The following is a 15,133-nucleotide window of genomic DNA, read 5'->3' as shown; positions in this document are numbered from 1 at the left end:
TTCACCTGCCTTTTTCTTTCCTCATGCCTTTGCCCTACTCCGCCCGCCGCGCCTTCGGCCGCATTCTGCTGGCCCAGGCCGACATCACCAGGCTCGACACCGACGCCATCGTCAACGCCGCCAACTCCTCATTGCTCGGCGGCGGGGGCGTCGACGGGGCCATTCACCGCGCCGGCGGCCCGGCCATTCTGGAGGCGTGCCGCCGCCTGCGGGCCGGGCACTACGGCAAGGGCCTACCCACCGGGCAGGCCGTCATCACCCCCGGTGGGCGGCTGCCGGCGCGCCACGTCATCCATACCGTCGGGCCCGTGTGGAACGGCGGGCATAAGCACGAGCCGGAGCTGCTGGCCGACTGCTACCGCCACTCCCTGCAGCTGGCCGCCGAGCACGAGCTGCGCAGCGTGGCCTTCCCCGGCATCAGCACCGGCATCTACGGCTACCCCAAAGCCCAAGCCGCCGCCATTGCCGTGCACACGGTGCAGACGTTTCTGGCCGCCCACGCGCTGCCCGAAACGGTCGTCCTGGTGGCTTTCGACGAAGACACCTACCGGCTCTACGAGCAGGAGCTAAGCGGGCAGGCGGAGAAATAAGCCGCGGTTCACCCCGTATCGGTAGCACTGGAAGTCATGGCGAGCGAAGCGCGGCAATCGTTCCGCTAGCAGCAGAAACGCTGACATACCCACCAACCTAAAACGGCCCCACGCGAAACCGGTAACTCCAGTGTCAGGCGGGGCCGTTTTAGGTTTCTGCTAGTGGGTCGTGGTGCCACGAGAAGAACGATTGCTGCGCTTCGCTCGCCATGACGGCGGAACGAGTCCTTTTGCTACCCACGCCGCGTTGGCGGAATGGGCTCACGCGGCCCAGCGCAACTCGTCGGGGTGGCGGCGCAGGTAGCTGGCTACGTCGTAGAGCAGGCCGCCGTGGCCGGCGTCGAGCAGCACGGTGTGGGCCTGGCGCAACGAGCCGATGAACTCGCGCAGGCCGGCGTGCGGAATCACCCGGTCGTGCTTGCCCAGGAAAAAGGTGACGGACGTGGGCTGCCGGTTCAGCAGCTGCGCCAGCCGCCGGGTATCGAAGGTGAGGTGTCGGAAGCCCGTCCAGCTCCGGTACACGCGCAGGCGCTTTTCGCGGCTGTCGAGCTGCCACTGGGCAAACCGCACCAGTCCTGTATCGACGAGGCGGCGCTGGCCCAGGGCATCGATGAGGTTGAGCAGACGCTGGGGGCGCAGCACGGCCCGGCCCAGTACCCCGCGCATCCACGGCGGATAGGTGGCCAGCGAATACCAGAACTGCGTGCGGATGCCGTCGGGCGCCACCAGCCAGAGGTGGGCCACCCGCTCGGGCAAGGCTTCCAGCAGGGTCAGGGCAAACTTGGCGCCCATGCTGAACGCCATTAGCCCGAAGGCATCGATGCCCTGCTCCATTAGAAACTGCGTCAGCAGCTCTGCCAGACGCTTTTTGCGGATGGGCGCATCGGCCTTGGCCAGGCGGCTGCGGCCGTGGTAGAACAAGTCGAAGGCGTACACCGTCACCCGCTCGCCCAGCAAGGCAGCCACGTGGCGCCAGTGGCTTTCGTTCTGCCCGTAGCCGTGAAACGCCAGCACCGGCAGCGGCCCGCGCCCATACACCTGGTAATGCAGCCGGGTACGGCCCGATTCGACGAACATGCTGTAGGTGATTAGGTGATTAGGTGATTAGGTGCGTACGCTGTCGGATGAAATAGGGGTAAACAGCACGTCATTCCGAGCGCAGCCGAGGAATCCCGCTGGACAGTAATCTGCTCGTTGAACGAGGATTTTGCTATCTGAAGTCAGCACGCGAGATGTCTCGACAAGCTCGACATGACGTTCCGGGTTAGTCTTTCGCTTAGCTACTTCTACGCAACCTCTACAGCTTCGCCACGCCGCCCGACACCACGAACTTCATCACCTGAGCGCTGGGCAGATCGAGGAAAGTCACGTTTTCGCGGGGTACCAGCAGCAGCTCGCCCGAGAAGTTGTAGGAGTCGGGGAAGTACACGGCCGTCAGGTCGGGGCGGTGCATGGCCTGCATGGTGTCGTGGGTCACGAAACCGATTTTGTAGCACTCCGTGCCGGCAAACACCTTTACCAGCACCGGGCAGTTGAACTTCTGTTCCTCGCCCAACAGGGCATCGAAGATGTCCTTGATGCTGCTGTAGAGGATGTTGACCACGGGCAGGCGGTTCAGAATCCGCTCCCCGAGCACGATGAACGGCCGCACCTGCGAGCCGATAAAGCCGAGCACCGTCAGCAGCACCACCATCAGGCCCAAGCCCAGGCCGGGCACGCCGTTGATGTCAAAAATGGCGTCGAGCCAGTGGAAAAAGGCGAAGAGGATGTAGGTCGTCAGCGCAATGGGCGCCAAAATCAGCAGGCCGCGCAGGAAATAGCCGAGTATCTTTTTGATCATAGTCCGCATGCAAAAACGCCCGGCCGAAGCCAGGCGAATGTATAGCGCAGCGCTGCCGCGCGCATCGTTGAACGGTTATCGGTACCGCGTCACGCGGCCGGCAGCCACAGTCTGCGAAGCGGCGCGTACCCGCGTCCGCCGCTGGTTCGCGCTACAAGGCTTGCTACAGCGCCACGGCCGCGCCAATTTCACTGATGCGGTCCGACACGCGCTGCATCAGCCACATGGGCGTGCTGGTGGCGCCGCAAATGCCCACCGAGGCGGCACCTTCGAACCATTCGTCCAGCAGCTCCTGCTCGTTTTCCACGAAGTAGCTGCGCGGGTTGGTTTGGTTCACCACCTGAAACAGGGCCTTGCCGTTGGAGCTTTTGCGCCCGCTCACGAACACGATGACGTCGTGCTCCACCGCGAATTTGCGCAGCTGCGGCTCCCGGTTCGACACCTGCCGGCAGATAGAATCGTTGGCGTCAAACGCGGCTAGGTCGCCCTCGACGGCGGCAATGCGCTCCTCGATGAGCTGCTTCATGCGGTAAAAGCCCGCGGTGCTCTTGGTGGTCTGGCTAAACAAGGTCACCGGCCGGCGGAAGTCAATCTGGTCCAGGTCCTGCTCGGTCATCACGATGATGGCGCGGTTGCCGGTCTGGCCCGTCAGGCCCGCTACCTCGGCGTGGCCGGGCTGCCCGTAGATGACGATTTGCCCGTCCTGGCGCGTCGTCGCATCGAAGGCGTGCTTGACGCGGTTCTGCAGCTTGAGCACCACCGGGCAGGAGGCATCGATGAGTTCAATGTTGTTTTGCAGGGCCAGCTGGTAGGTTTCCGGCGGCTCGCCGTGGGCCCGGATCAGCACCTTGCAGTCGTGCAGCTGGCGCAGCTGGTCCCGGTCGATGATGCGCAGGCCCTGCTGGTGCAGGCGCTCCACCTCCATGCGGTTGTGCACGATGTCGCCCAGGCAATACAGCTCGGCCGAGTCCTGCAACTCGTCCTCCGCCATCTGGATGGCGTACTCGACGCCGAAACAGTACCCGGAATTCTTATCGATGGTGACGTTCATGTGCTGCAAAGTTCGGAAAAAGACCGGTGCCAACCACCGCGCCGGCTCAGGTAGACTGCCAGGAAAAGTGTAGCTGGTCAGAATGATGAGAACAATACAACAGATACGCAGTTCCCACGTCGCTGAACATAAAATCCAGCCCTTGATTCGACGCAATTTGCAATAGCAGCCGCATGGGCTGCTGGCACACCGGGCACGGCGGATAGTCGGGGTACTGCACCCAGCTGGGCCAGCCGCCGAGCATGTCCACGTCCTTGTTGTTGCGTACCACAAAGTCCTCGTCGTCTGCGTCGTCGTCCGACAACAGGCCGCGGGCCTCATCCCACTCCCAGCTGCCCGGCCGCTGGCTGCCGGCCTGCCAGCCCTCGATGCTGCGCGGCGGCAACAGGCAGGTCTCAAAGGACATTGCGGCCATAGCCCGCGGCCGCGCCGGCAGCAGGCGCGCCACGGCCGAGCCGTCCTCGGACAGCGGCGCTCCGCAGTCGGTACAGCCGAACAGCTGCACCAACTCCGCCCCTACTTCCGCGCGTCCGGGCGCGCCGGCAGGCAGCGTGGCCAGGTCGAGCTGCAGAAACAGGGGCATCGTCGCGCCGCAGTAGGTGCAGCGGGGCCAGGTTTCGTCCGGCGCTAGGTCAGGAGTACCGCCGAAGTGGTTGGGGTTTTCGGGTGTTTGCCCTTCGCGAAGCAGCGGCAGCCAGTACGGTCGGCGGTTGGCTTCGCGCCAGGCCCGGTACTCCGCTGCGTCGACTGTTGGTTGTAGGGGCCGCGGGCTTACTGGCCGCGGCCCGACCGGCCGTTTGCCCGCGAACAGTCCAGCTAACCACGTCCACAGTCCCACGGGGGTTAGCCGTTTTCGGCCGCGCGCAGCCCGTCGACGAGCACCGAGGACACGCGCTCCAGCACGAAATCCACCTGTTCGTCGAGGGTGATGTGCGAGGTGTCGAGCAGCACCGCGTCGGCGGCGCGGCGCAGCGGACTTTCGGCGCGGGTCGAGTCGAGGTAGTCGCGCTTCTGCAGGTTCTGCACAATGTCGTCCAGGGACACTTCCTCGCCCTTGGCGGCCAGTTCTACCTGGCGGCGCATGGCGCGGGTGTACACGTCGGCAGTCATGAAGATTTTCACTTCCGCGTCCGGAAACACGGTGGTGCCGATGTCGCGGCCGTCCATCACCACGCCGCGCTTGCGGGCCATGCGCTGCTGCTGGCGCACCATCGCGTGGCGCACGGCCGGGATGACCGACACCTCGCTCACGGCGTTGGAAATGCGCATTTGCCGGATTTCGTCCTCGCGGATGCTGCCGTCGAGGCAGAGTTCATTGCGGCCGGAGCGGCGGTTGCGTTTGAAGGTAATCTGCATCTGGTGCAGGGCTTCCTCCACCCGCGGCAAGTCCTCGAAGCTGATGTTGTGCTCGAGCAAGTACAGGGTGACGCCGCGGTACATGGCCCCGGTGTCGATGTAAGCATAGCCAAGTTCGGCGGCAACGGCCTTCGCCGTGGTGCTTTTGCCGCAGGAAGAGTAGCCGTCGATGGCTATGACGATATTTTTCATCTATTGAGCGGTCGGCGGGCCGTCGTCGCGGGAAGCGGCAGCGGAATCCACGTCAACCGACGGGCGGGCGGGGCCGAAGCCAGGCGCTCGGGTACCGACTGGTAAAACCCGACCACCGATTCGGTGAGTCCGTGCGTCAATTGGCGGTCCACATGCTCGAACGGCCGCACAAAGGTATGGTCTCCGAGCTGGATACCCATCACCCCGGCCGGGTTGGACTGCCAGCTCCCGCCGAAGGTGCGGATGATGCACTCCCCCAGAAAGCAGCCTAACGCGTTGATAACGTTGGGCCTATCCACAGAACCCAGGGCTTCGCGCTGGGTTTCAATAAAATCAGTCAGGACCCGCACAGCGGCTTCGTCAAAGGCGGGGACGTTGAGTTGTTGCCGAACGGCTTCAGCGGCGGCGCGCAGCTCTTCCATGGCAATAGGTGGTGGAGAAATTGAAGGAACGAAAGAAAGGCTAACCCCGGCTGGGTTGATTACGTAGTTACAAAATTTTAGCCAGGATGCCTGAGAACAGGCAATAAAAAAAGCCCACGCGGGGCTTTTTATGAGAATCAAATAAGATATTTTGAAGAAAGTCCAATTTCAATCTTGCGTGTTTTCTTCAGATCCAGCTCCGCTTGGGCGGCGGTTCGGCCAGCCGCGCCGGGATGGAAGCGTAGAAATCGGCCACCGAGTCCTGCAGCCCGTTATCGAACTGCAGCATGACGCGGTAGAAGGGGTTGAAGAAGCGCGTGCCTAGGAAACCGACGCCGGTGGTGCCGTCGGGCCCGGAGGCCCACTCGCCCTGGTACGCCTGCACCAGGCACTGCCCCAAAAACGCGCCCAGGGCCAGGACCACGCCCTGCACGTTGTCGCGGGAGAGCAGGGGGCGCTGCTCCTCGATAAACGCGGCCAGGCGCTGCACGCCGGCCTCGTTGAAGTCATCGACCTGCAGCTGCTGCCGCACGGCTTCGGCGGCTTGCTGCAGGTGGGCTAAGGGGTGTTCGTCGGGCATAAGCAAAGGCCGAAAAGCGGCGGGGTGGCCCCCAAGGTAACACCGCCGCCGCATTGTTGGCCGTCGGAGCGGCCGCCGGCTCAGCCCCGGGGCGGGGCGGCCGCGCCGGCCGTGCGCTTCCACTGGGCATACAGGGCCATCATGCGCTTGACGTGCTGAGGCCCGAACCGGCCCCGCCGAATGCCCTCGGCCACCTCCGGACAGTCACCGAAAATCGGCAGCATGACGTTGGTGAAGCTCTTGCGGCCCTGCGGAATGCTCACCGCCGCGCCGCCCAGCGGCTGCAGAAGCGTCAGGCTCATGTTGTCGCCCTCGGCTTCGCGGTAGCTGAACAGCGCGTGGTAGGGCGTGCGGTAGAGCTCCTGGCCAAAGACCCCGGCCCCGCCCTGTCGATCGGCCGGCCCGTAGCCCTGCACCACGCCGAAGGTATCGGCCTTGATGACGAAGCGCGGCACGTCCTGGGGCAGGTACTCGCGCCGGCCGTCCACGCCGGGCTGGCGCACGCTCAGCCACTCGCCGCCTTCGTAATACAGCTCGGCGGCCTGCCAGCGGCCGTCGGCGAGCTGAAAGGAGCCGGGGCGGTGGTTGCGCACGAGGTGGAGCCGGGGCACGGTGGTCATCATGCCCGGCACTTGGGCCAGGGCCGGCAGGCTCAGCAGCCCGGCGGCCGCGGCTAGCAGCAGGCTACGCGTTAGCATAGACATCGGAAGGGTAGTTACTTGCTGGGTTCGTTGCCGGCGGCGAAGCTGGCCGTGGTATCGAAGCCGGAGGGCTTCCAGCGCAGGTAGGTGTCGAGGATCAGGCGGGTGTGCACGGGCTCCAGTTCGTTGCCGCGCAGCTGCTCGGCCAGCTTGGGCTGGTCGCCGACGAGCTTGAGCATGGCGGCGCGGTACTCCTTGGGCTTGAGGGGCAGCACCAGCACCTTGCCGTCGGGGAAACGGAGCATGGGCAGGGCGCCGGCGGCCGCGTAGTAGTTGAACAGCTCCACCTGCGCGTGGCGCCACACGCGCCGGCCAAGCGTGGGGGCCGCCGAAATGGCGTTAGCACCCGGAAACTTCACGTTGCGCACCACCACGAACGTATCGGTGCGCACCACTACCTGCCGTACTTCGTCGAGGCCGAACTGCTTGGCTTCTTTGCCTTTGCCGGCCGTGAGGTTGCCGTTGGTTACCAGAATGGGAGCCGGCTGCCATTCCGCGGCATTCAGCTGGTAGCTGCCGGGGCCTTTGCAGCTGTACTGCGGGTCGGCGGCGGCCAAGGTGGCAGCGGCCACCCCGAGCCGGGCGGCGGCCATAATCAGGCCCACTTGGGCTTGAGCGGCCGAGCTCAGGCCCAGCACGAGCAACAGGGATAGAACGGGGCGTAGTACTTGACGCATATAAAGGGAGGGAGTGAAAAAAGCAGGAAAAACGCCTCGCACGGCTGTTGGGCAGGACTGGTCAGGCTGATTATTTAGCCGCCGGCGCGGCCGCCGACAGAGCTTTGGTATCGAAGCCAGCGGGTTTCCAGGCCAGGTAAGTGCTCAGGATCTGGCGGGTGTGGCTCGCGTCGAAAGCGCCTTGGCGCAGCTGCTCGGCCAGGGCGGGGTGGTCGCCCACTAGTAGCAGCATCACGTCGCAGTAGTCGCGGCAGCGGCGGGGCAGCACCAGGGCCGTTTGGTCGGGGAAGCGCAGCAGGGGCAGCGGGCCGCCCAAGGCCCGGAAGTCGAACAGCTCCACCTGCGGCTGCCGCCACACGCGCTGGCCCAGCAGCGGCCCGTCGACGGGCTTTAGGGCCTTGCCCATGCGCGCGTTGCCGACCACCGCAAAGGAGTCGGCGCTGATGACCACTTGACTGAATTTATCGAGCCAGTAGCGCTGCGTGGCCTTGCCCTTGCCCACGACCATGCCGGAGTTGGACACGCGCAGCTCCGCGTGCGGCTGCCAGGGCGCCCCGTTCAGCTGGTAGCTGCCCGGGCCAGCCCGGTAAAATTTGTCGTCGAAGGCAGCGGTGGCCGCCCCGATCAGCAGCCCCACCTGCGCCTGGCAGCAGGTGCTCAGGGCCAGGGCAAGCGCCGTCAGCAGCCCCGGGCGGCCGAGCAGGCGAGCAAGTAGCGGTGTTGACATACGCGCAAGCGGAATAGAGGTGCGGAGCAGCTTGCGTCCGAGCCGCCCGAAAGACCGGTAATAACAACGCCCGGCGGGCCGGTTGCGCCCGACGGTTCCTGGCAATTTACAACAAGCCCGGCAGCTTACAATCCAGCGCGGCGCCGGCTCAGCAGATTAAGTCCGCGGGCGGGTTAGGCCGTCTTAGTGACTGTCGCAGGGGCAGGGCACGTGGCCGCCGCGGGCTTTGCGCTTATAGGAAGCGGTTTTTTTCTGCTGGGGGGTGCGGCGGGCGCAGCTGGTGAGGCCGGGCACCGAGGCGGCCAGCGTGAGCACCGTGAGCAGCAGGGTCAGCGTCTTTTTCACCGATAACTGGAATTTAGGCCAAAGATAACCTTCTTTGCCCGGCTGCTCTAACGCGGCCGTACCTGCTTTTAGCTCCCCATTCCCGCTTTATGTCCGCTGAATTTTCCCTGCGCGCCAACGTCGTCGACATTCCCGCCCGCTCGGTGCGCCCGGCCACCATCCGCGTCGCCGCCGGCCGCGTGGCTGGCATCGACTACGCACCCGCCCCCGAAGCCGACCACGCCCTGCCCTACGCCCTGCCGGGCTTCGTCGACGCCCACGTGCACGTGGAAAGCTCCCTGCTGGTGCCGGCCGAGTTTGCCCGCTTGGCGGTGGTGCACGGCACGGTGGCCACCGTGTCGGATCCGCACGAAATTGGCAACGTGCTGGGCGTGGCCGGCGTGGAGTTTATGCTCGACAACGCCCGCCAGTCGCCGTTTCACTTCTGCTTCGGAGCGCCTTCCTGCGTGCCGGCTACCATCTTCGAAACGGCCGGCGCCACCATCACCGCCGACGACATCGAGCAGCTGTTTCAGCGGCCCGAAATCGGCTACCTGGCCGAAATGATGAACTGGCCCGGCGTGCTCCACGGCGACGCGGACGTGCTGCGCAAAATCGCGCTGGCCCGGCAGTACGGCCGCCCCGCCGACGGCCACGCCCCCGGCCTGCGCGGCGACGACGCCCGCCGCTACGCCGCCGCCGGCCTGAGCACCGACCACGAGTGCTTCACCGCCGACGAGGCCCTCGACAAGCTGGCCGCCGGCATGCACATTCTCATCCGGGAAGGCTCGGCGGCCCGCAACTTCGAGGCGCTGGTGGATTTGCTCCACGAGCACGCCGGCCACATCATGTTCTGCTCCGATGACAAACACCCCGATTCGCTGCTGCTCGGCCACATCGACGCGCTGGTGCGCCGGGCCGTGGCGCGCGGCATCGACGTGTGGAAGGTGCTGCAAGCCGCTTGCCTCAACCCGGTGGCCCACTACCGGCTCGACGTGGGCCAGCTGCGCGAGGGCGACGCGGCCGATTTTATTGTGGTCGACAACCTGCGGGACTTCCGGGTGCAGCAAACCTACCTGCGCGGCGAGCTAGTGGCTGAAAACGGGCAAACCCTGCTCCCGACGGCCGAGCACCAAGCGCCCAACAACTTCCACGCCCGCCGGGTGCAGCCCCAGGACTTTGCCCTGCCCGCCCCCGACGCCACGGTCACGGCGGCCACGGTGCGCGCCATCCGCTGCTACGACGGCCAGCTCATCACCGCCGCCGACCCGGCTTCGGTGCCGGTGCAAAACGGTCAGCTCGTGCCCGACGGGGCCAATGACGTGCTCAAGCTGACCGTGGTGAACCGCTACGAAGCCGGTGCGGCGCCCGCCGTGGGCTTTATCCGCGGCTTTGGGCTGCAGCGTGGCGCCTTGGCCAGCAGCGTGGGCCACGATTCGCACAACATCACCGCCGTGGGCTGCTCCGACGAGGCCCTGGCCCGCGCCGTCAACCTCGTCATCGAAGCCAAAGGCGGCCTGGCCGCCGTGGGCGACAACGGCGAGGAGCTGCTGCTGCCTTTGCCGGTGGCGGGCCTGATGTCGGCCGGGGAAGGTTACGCCGTGGCCGAAGCCTACACCGCCGTCGACCAGCTAGCCAAGCGGCTCGGCAGCCCGCTCGGTGCCCCATTCATGACCCTCTCGTTTATGGCCCTGCTGGTCATTCCGGCCCTCAAGCTCAGCGACAAAGGCTTGTTCGACGGCGAAAAATTCGAGTTTGTGTCGGTGCTGGCGTAGCGCTGAGTGGCCAGGCACAAGGCAAACTCCTGGGCGTCATGTCGAGCTGGTCGAGGCATCTCGCGTGCGGGCATCGGGTAATAATCAGCGGCGCCAAAACAGCTCAGCGCCTTCTGCGTTTGTGCTGTGCTCTCTGCGGGCTAAAAATGCTTGCTCAATCATGCGCAGGCATTTTTAGCCCGCGAGATGCCTCGACTTCGCTCGGCATGACGGGCCTGTTTTGCAGGCAATAAAAAAGGGCCGCCCGGCAAACCGGGCGGCCCTTCTTGTTAGTAGTTGCCGATCCTTAATTGGCCAGCGAGAAGCGCTTGTCCAGCAGCTTCTGCATTTTTTCTTCCGTGAGCGGCTTGGCCAGGTATTCCACGCCTTCGTACTGGGCCACGCGCGAGGTGTCGGCCGAGTGCATGGAAGTAGTGAGCACGGCCATGACGGTCTTTTCGCGCACTTCGGGGGCCAGTCGGCTGTATTGGTTCAGGAACTCGAAGCCGTCCATGCCGGGCATTTTCAGGTCGACGAACACCAGCTCGGGCACCTGCGCCGCGGCAATGGCCTGCGGGCTCCAGAGCTGGTAGAAGGCCTGCTCGGCGTTAGTGAACGAGAGGATGTGCTCCGCCAGGTCCAGCCGCTGCAACAGCCGGTTGTTCAGGAAACTCGTGGTTTCGTTATCGTCAATCAGGACGACTTGGTTCAGCTTGCGAGACATGAAGTTGGCCTGGGTAAGTGAATAGGTCTTCCGGCCACGCCTTGCAGTCGGGACTACTAAGTTACTGAAATTAATCCAACCAGCCTTGCTCGCGCATCCACTCGTCGTTGTAGACTTTGCCGAGGTAGCGCGTGCCGTGGTCGGGCAGCAGGATGACCATCGTGTCGTCTTCTTTGAGGTGCTGCTTGGCGTACTCCAGGGCGCCGTGAACGGCCGAGCCGCACGACCAGCCCACAAACAGGCCTTCTTCCTTGGCCAAACGGCGCGTCATCAGGGCCGCTTCCTTGTCGCCCACTTTCAGGAACAGGTCGATGAGGTCGAAGTCCACGTTCTTCGGCAGGATGTCCTCGCCGATGCCCTCGGTCTTGTAGGGGTAGATTTCGTTTTCGTCGAAAATACCGGTTTCCTTATATTTCTTAAAGACCGAGCCGTAGGTGTCCAGGCCCAGGGTGAACAGGTTCGGGTTCTGCTCCTTCAGGTACTTGCTGGTGCCGCAGATGGTGCCACCCGTGCCCACGCCCGCCGCGAAGTGCGTGATGCGGCCGTCCGTCTGCTGCCACAGCTCGGGGCCGGTGCCCTCGTAGTGGGCGGCGGTGTTGGAGAGGTTGTCGTACTGGTTTGGGTAGAGGGAGTTCGGAATTTCCTGGTTCAGCTTGCGGGCCACCGAGTAGTACGAGCGGGGGTCGTCGGGGGCCACGTTGGTGGGGCACACGATAACCTCGGCGCCGACGGCGCGCAGAATGTCCTGCTTTTCCTTGCTCTGCTTGTCCGACATCGTGAAGATGCACTTGTAGCCCTTGGCAATGGCGGCCAGCGCGAGGCCCATGCCGGTGTTGCCGCTGGTGCCCTCGATGATGGTGCCGCCGGGCTTGATGATGCCGGCCTTTTCCGCGTCCTCGATCATGCGGATGGCCATGCGGTCCTTCACCGAGTTGCCGGGGTTGAAGTATTCGACCTTGGCCAGGATGGTGCCGGGAATGCCTTTCGTGACGTTATTGAGCTTCACCAGCGGCGTGTTGCCGATGGCTTCGACGATGTTGTTGAGGTACATGGGAGGGAGATTGGGAAACCACAAAGGTAGGAAAACGCTCGTTCGGCAACGGCCCAAACCGCGCGGTCGTTCGGCGGCGGTTCGGGGCGGCGCACGCCCGGCCGGCCACCGCTCGGGCTTCCATTCGCTGCCGACTCGGCGGCTCAGTGCCTGCTGATGGGGTGGCCATGGCCCCGTCGGGTGCCGGCGCTCCTCCCCGAATTCACAATTTCACCCCTGCCCCATTTCCCCGCCCGCCGAAAAGCCTACCTTTGCCGCCGGCTCGCCGTAGGCGGGCCGTACCACCTGAAATATCTTCACTCACTTCCCACATGAGCGTACTGGTCAATAAGGACTCGAAAGTGATTGTGCAGGGCTTCACGGGCTCCGAAGGCTCGTTTCACGCCCAGCAGATGATTGACTACGGCACCAACGTCGTTGGCGGCGTGACGCCCGGCAAAGGCGGCCAGACCCACCTGGGCCGGCCCGTATTCAACACCGTAGCCGACGCCGTACGCGAAGCCGGCGCCGACACCAGCATCATCTTCGTGCCCCCGGCTTTTGCCGCCGACGCCATCATGGAGGCCGCCGACGCCGGCATCAAGGTTATCGTGACCATCACCGAAGGCATTCCGACCAAGGACATGATTGCGGTGAAGGAATACCTGAAAGGCCGCGACGGCCTGCGCATGATCGGCCCGAACTGCCCCGGCGTGATGACGGCCGGCGAGTGCAAAGTGGGCATCATGCCCGGCTTTATCTTCTCCAAGGGCAAAATCGGCATCGTGTCGAAGTCGGGCACGCTGACCTATGAGGCGGTGGACCAGCTGACCAAGGCCGGCCTGGGCCAGACCACGGCCATCGGCATCGGCGGTGACCCCATCATCGGCACCACCACCAAGGAAGCCGTGGAACTGCTCATGAACGACCCCGAAACCGAGGGCATCGTGATGATCGGCGAAATCGGCGGCGGCATGGAAGCCGAAGCCGCCCGCTGGATCAAAGCAACCGGCAACAAGAAACCCGTAGTCGGCTTCATCGCCGGCCAGACGGCCCCTCCCGGCCGCCGCATGGGTCACGCCGGTGCCATCGTCGGCGGCGCCGACGACACGGCCGCCGCTAAAATGGCCATCATGCGCGAGTGCGGCATCCACGTGGTGGATTCGCCGGCCGAAATCGGCGACACCATGCTGCGCGTGCTCAACGGCGAGAAAGTAGGCGCCTAAGCCAGACCCGCTCCCTTAGCGGCGAAAAGCCCCGACCTGTTGCAGGCCGGGGCTTTTTTGTGGTCGAATGGGTTGTGCGCCTACCGGCGCCGGCGTAGCTTAGAACCCACATTTTGGCTCTTATCAGCGCCTCGCTGGTGCCGCGCGGTATTGCGTCTTCGTTTTCCCTTTTCGCTTGTTAGATGAACCCATTGTTACGCCTGTTCAAATTTTTGCTGTCCACTACCTGGCTACCGCTGTTTTTTGCGGCGGTCCTGGGCCAACTTCCCCCAGCCCAAGCCCAAACACCCGTTTTCGACTTGGCCGTCCGGCAGGGCGTCCACAGCGCCGCCACCGGCAGCCAAAACAGCGTGGTGTACGCGTCGGCCGCCGATGCGCAGGGTAACCTCTACATCACCGGCAACTTTATCGGAACGGTCACTTTCGGTTCTTTTACAGTCAGCAGCCCCGGCGGCAGCGTGTACGTGGCCAAGCTCGACAGCCGCGGCAACGCGCTGTGGGTCAACACGGCTTCGGCTGGTGGCCTGGGCAGCGGCATAGCGGTGGATGCCAGCGGCAACATTTACTGCACGGGCATTTACCTAAGCTCTTCCATTACGTTTGGCACCATCACCATCAGTAATAACGGCTTCGATGGGGGCTACGTGGCCAAGCTGGATACCAACGGCAACTGGCTGTGGGCGCGCAACATCGAGTTTGTCGACGGCAGCACGGCTGGTGGCCGCCTGGCCCTGGACGGCGCGGGCAACGCGTACCTGAGTGGAAGCTTCTACACTTCCGCCAGCTTTGGCGGCATCACACTGGCCAACACCCGCTCCACGGCGGACGTCTACGTGGCCAAAATCGACGCGGCCGGCAACTGGCTCTGGGCCCGCAGCGCGGGTTCCCTATCAGTGAATGACTTTTCGGGCGGCATTGCCATCGACGGGAACAGCAACGTCTACGTGGCCGGCACCTTTCAGGCCACCGCAAGCTTCGGCGCGCTTAGCCTGAGCAGCGCCGGCGGGTCCGACATCTTCGTAGCCAAGCTCGACGCGACCGGCAACTGGCAGTGGGTCAGAAGCGCAGGTAGCCCCGACGACGACGGCGGCTTTAGCATTGCCACTGACCACAGCAACAATGTATACGTAACGGGGTATGTGAGCCCAGCCGCCGCGTTTGGCTCCCTCACGCCGCCTTCGATCGGGTACATCGACGCGTTTGTGGCCAAGCTCGACGCGGCCGGCAACTGGCTCTGGGCCCGCAGCGGGGGCAGCATCAACTCGGACGCGGGCAGCGCCCTGACGCTCGACACCAACAACAACGTGTACGTGGCCGGGTACTTCAGCGGGCCCGGCACGTTTGGCCCCACCGCCCTGACGCAAAAAGGCGGGGGCGACTTGTTCGTATCGAAGCTGGACGCCGCCGGCAATTGGCAGTGGAGCTGCAGCGCCGGCAGCAGTAGTGCCGATAACGTGGGCAACCTCAGCGTCGATGCGGCGGGCAATACTTATGTGACGGGCTATTTCCTCGGCGACACGGCCAGCTTTTCCTCCATCAAGCTGGTCAACTCGCGCAGAGGGCGTAACATGGGCTTTGTGGCCCGGATTACGACAAGTCCCTTGGCCAACCGCCACGGGGAGCCGCTACGGGCGGTACAAACCGTGCTTTTCCCCAGCCCGGCGGCGGCCGGCGCGCCCACGCAACTGGCCGTTACGGGCCTGCCGCCGCACGTGCAGCGGATCGAGGTACGCTTGTTTGATGCGGCGGGGCGCTTTATTCGCTCTGTCGGGCTGCGCGCCCAGCAGGGGCAGTCGGCCGGGGAGCTGCCCACCCAGGGCTTGGCGAGCGGCCTTTACCTGGTGCAGCCCTACGCCCTCGACGCGCAAGGCCAAGCAACGTTGCCTCTTCCAAGCCGGCACTTCTTGGTTCGCTGATCAAATCCGCTGCCCTCCGAAAA

16 protein-coding genes and 1 pseudogene are annotated in these 15,133 nt (G+C 64.5%); 4 read left to right on the top strand and 13 right to left on the bottom strand.

Annotated features, from left to right (window positions below; all coding sequences use genetic code 11):
- Positions 1 to 23: 23 nt before the first annotated feature.
- Positions 24 to 590, top strand: a complete 567-nt coding sequence (locus LJ737_RS12740; protein WP_227766240.1) for an O-acetyl-ADP-ribose deacetylase — start codon at positions 24 to 26, stop codon at positions 588 to 590.
- Between the two features lie 261 nt (positions 591 to 851).
- Here the strand turns inward: LJ737_RS12740 and LJ737_RS12735 are convergent, their stop codons facing one another.
- The 11 genes from LJ737_RS12735 to LJ737_RS12685 all read right to left on the bottom strand — a co-directional run bounded on the left by LJ737_RS12735 (position 852) and on the right by LJ737_RS12685 (position 8,481).
- On the bottom strand, positions 852 to 1,667 hold the full coding sequence (locus LJ737_RS12735) for an alpha/beta fold hydrolase (protein WP_227766237.1): 816 nt from the start codon (positions 1,665 to 1,667) through the stop codon (positions 852 to 854).
- A 220-nt stretch (positions 1,668 to 1,887) separates the two neighbouring features.
- The gene (locus tag LJ737_RS12730) at positions 1,888 to 2,430 is read right to left on the bottom strand and encodes a DUF502 domain-containing protein (RefSeq protein ID WP_227766235.1); all 543 of its coding nucleotides are present in this window, start codon (positions 2,428 to 2,430) and stop codon (positions 1,888 to 1,890) included.
- 163 nt (positions 2,431 to 2,593) lie between these two features.
- Positions 2,594 to 3,481: a 4-hydroxy-3-methylbut-2-enyl diphosphate reductase gene (locus LJ737_RS12725; RefSeq protein WP_227766233.1), complete on the bottom strand. Its 888-nt coding sequence runs from the start codon at positions 3,479 to 3,481 to the stop codon at positions 2,594 to 2,596.
- 46 nt (positions 3,482 to 3,527) lie between these two features.
- Positions 3,528 to 4,064 carry a DUF1963 domain-containing protein gene (locus LJ737_RS12720; protein ID WP_227766232.1) on the bottom strand — a complete coding sequence of 179 codons (537 nt, stop codon included), beginning with the start codon at positions 4,062 to 4,064 and terminating at the stop codon, positions 3,528 to 3,530.
- A gap of 260 nt (positions 4,065 to 4,324) precedes the next feature.
- On the bottom strand, positions 4,325 to 5,029 hold the full coding sequence (gene cmk / locus LJ737_RS12715) for a (d)CMP kinase (RefSeq protein WP_227766229.1): 705 nt from the start codon (positions 5,027 to 5,029) through the stop codon (positions 4,325 to 4,327).
- Entirely contained in the window at positions 5,026 to 5,451 is a 426-nt protein-coding gene (locus LJ737_RS12710) for a hypothetical protein (RefSeq protein ID WP_227766227.1), read from the bottom strand. The genes cmk and LJ737_RS12710 overlap by 4 nt, the downstream gene beginning before the upstream one ends.
- A gap of 187 nt (positions 5,452 to 5,638) precedes the next feature.
- Positions 5,639 to 6,031: a hypothetical protein gene (locus LJ737_RS12705; protein WP_227766225.1), complete on the bottom strand. Its 393-nt coding sequence runs from the start codon at positions 6,029 to 6,031 to the stop codon at positions 5,639 to 5,641.
- A gap of 80 nt (positions 6,032 to 6,111) precedes the next feature.
- Positions 6,112 to 6,729: a hypothetical protein gene (locus LJ737_RS12700; protein ID WP_227766223.1), complete on the bottom strand. Its 618-nt coding sequence runs from the start codon at positions 6,727 to 6,729 to the stop codon at positions 6,112 to 6,114.
- Positions 6,730 to 6,746: 17 nt separating this feature from the next.
- Positions 6,747 to 7,409 carry a hypothetical protein gene (locus tag LJ737_RS12695; RefSeq protein WP_227766222.1) on the bottom strand — a complete coding sequence of 221 codons (663 nt, stop codon included), beginning with the start codon at positions 7,407 to 7,409 and terminating at the stop codon, positions 6,747 to 6,749.
- Between the two features lie 70 nt (positions 7,410 to 7,479).
- Positions 7,480 to 8,136 (bottom strand): hypothetical protein, encoded by a 657-nt coding sequence (locus LJ737_RS12690; RefSeq protein WP_227766220.1) that lies wholly within the window; start codon positions 8,134 to 8,136, stop codon positions 7,480 to 7,482.
- Between the two features lie 183 nt (positions 8,137 to 8,319).
- Positions 8,320 to 8,481 carry a hypothetical protein gene (locus LJ737_RS12685; RefSeq protein ID WP_227766216.1) on the bottom strand — a complete coding sequence of 54 codons (162 nt, stop codon included), beginning with the start codon at positions 8,479 to 8,481 and terminating at the stop codon, positions 8,320 to 8,322.
- 89 nt (positions 8,482 to 8,570) lie between these two features.
- Between LJ737_RS12685 and ade the strand changes: the two genes are divergently transcribed.
- Positions 8,571 to 10,235, top strand: coding sequence for an adenine deaminase (gene ade / locus LJ737_RS12680; protein WP_227766214.1), 1,665 nt, complete (start codon positions 8,571 to 8,573; stop codon positions 10,233 to 10,235).
- A gap of 286 nt (positions 10,236 to 10,521) precedes the next feature.
- Here ade and LJ737_RS12675 read toward each other — a convergent pair whose 3' ends face one another.
- Both LJ737_RS12675 and LJ737_RS12670 read right to left on the bottom strand, forming a co-directional pair.
- The gene (locus LJ737_RS12675) at positions 10,522 to 10,938 is read right to left on the bottom strand and encodes a response regulator (protein WP_227766212.1); all 417 of its coding nucleotides are present in this window, start codon (positions 10,936 to 10,938) and stop codon (positions 10,522 to 10,524) included.
- Between the two features lie 73 nt (positions 10,939 to 11,011).
- Positions 11,012 to 11,989, bottom strand: a pseudogene (locus tag LJ737_RS12670) (PLP-dependent cysteine synthase family protein); the annotation flags it as partial.
- 311 nt (positions 11,990 to 12,300) lie between these two features.
- Here LJ737_RS12670 and sucD point away from each other — a divergent pair.
- Positions 12,301 to 13,194, top strand: a complete 894-nt coding sequence (sucD, locus tag LJ737_RS12665; RefSeq protein WP_227766210.1) for a succinate--CoA ligase subunit alpha — start codon at positions 12,301 to 12,303, stop codon at positions 13,192 to 13,194.
- A gap of 182 nt (positions 13,195 to 13,376) precedes the next feature.
- Positions 13,377 to 15,110 (top strand): SBBP repeat-containing protein, encoded by a 1,734-nt coding sequence (locus LJ737_RS12660; RefSeq protein WP_227766208.1) that lies wholly within the window; start codon positions 13,377 to 13,379, stop codon positions 15,108 to 15,110.
- Positions 15,111 to 15,133 lie beyond the last annotated feature (23 nt).

Origin of the sequence: Hymenobacter sp. 15J16-1T3B, assembly GCF_020711235.1 — a bacterium.
GTDB lineage: Bacteria > Bacteroidota > Bacteroidia > Cytophagales > Hymenobacteraceae > Solirubrum.
Note: the sequence above shows the minus strand (reverse complement) of the source record. Positions and strands in the feature narration are given on the sequence as shown.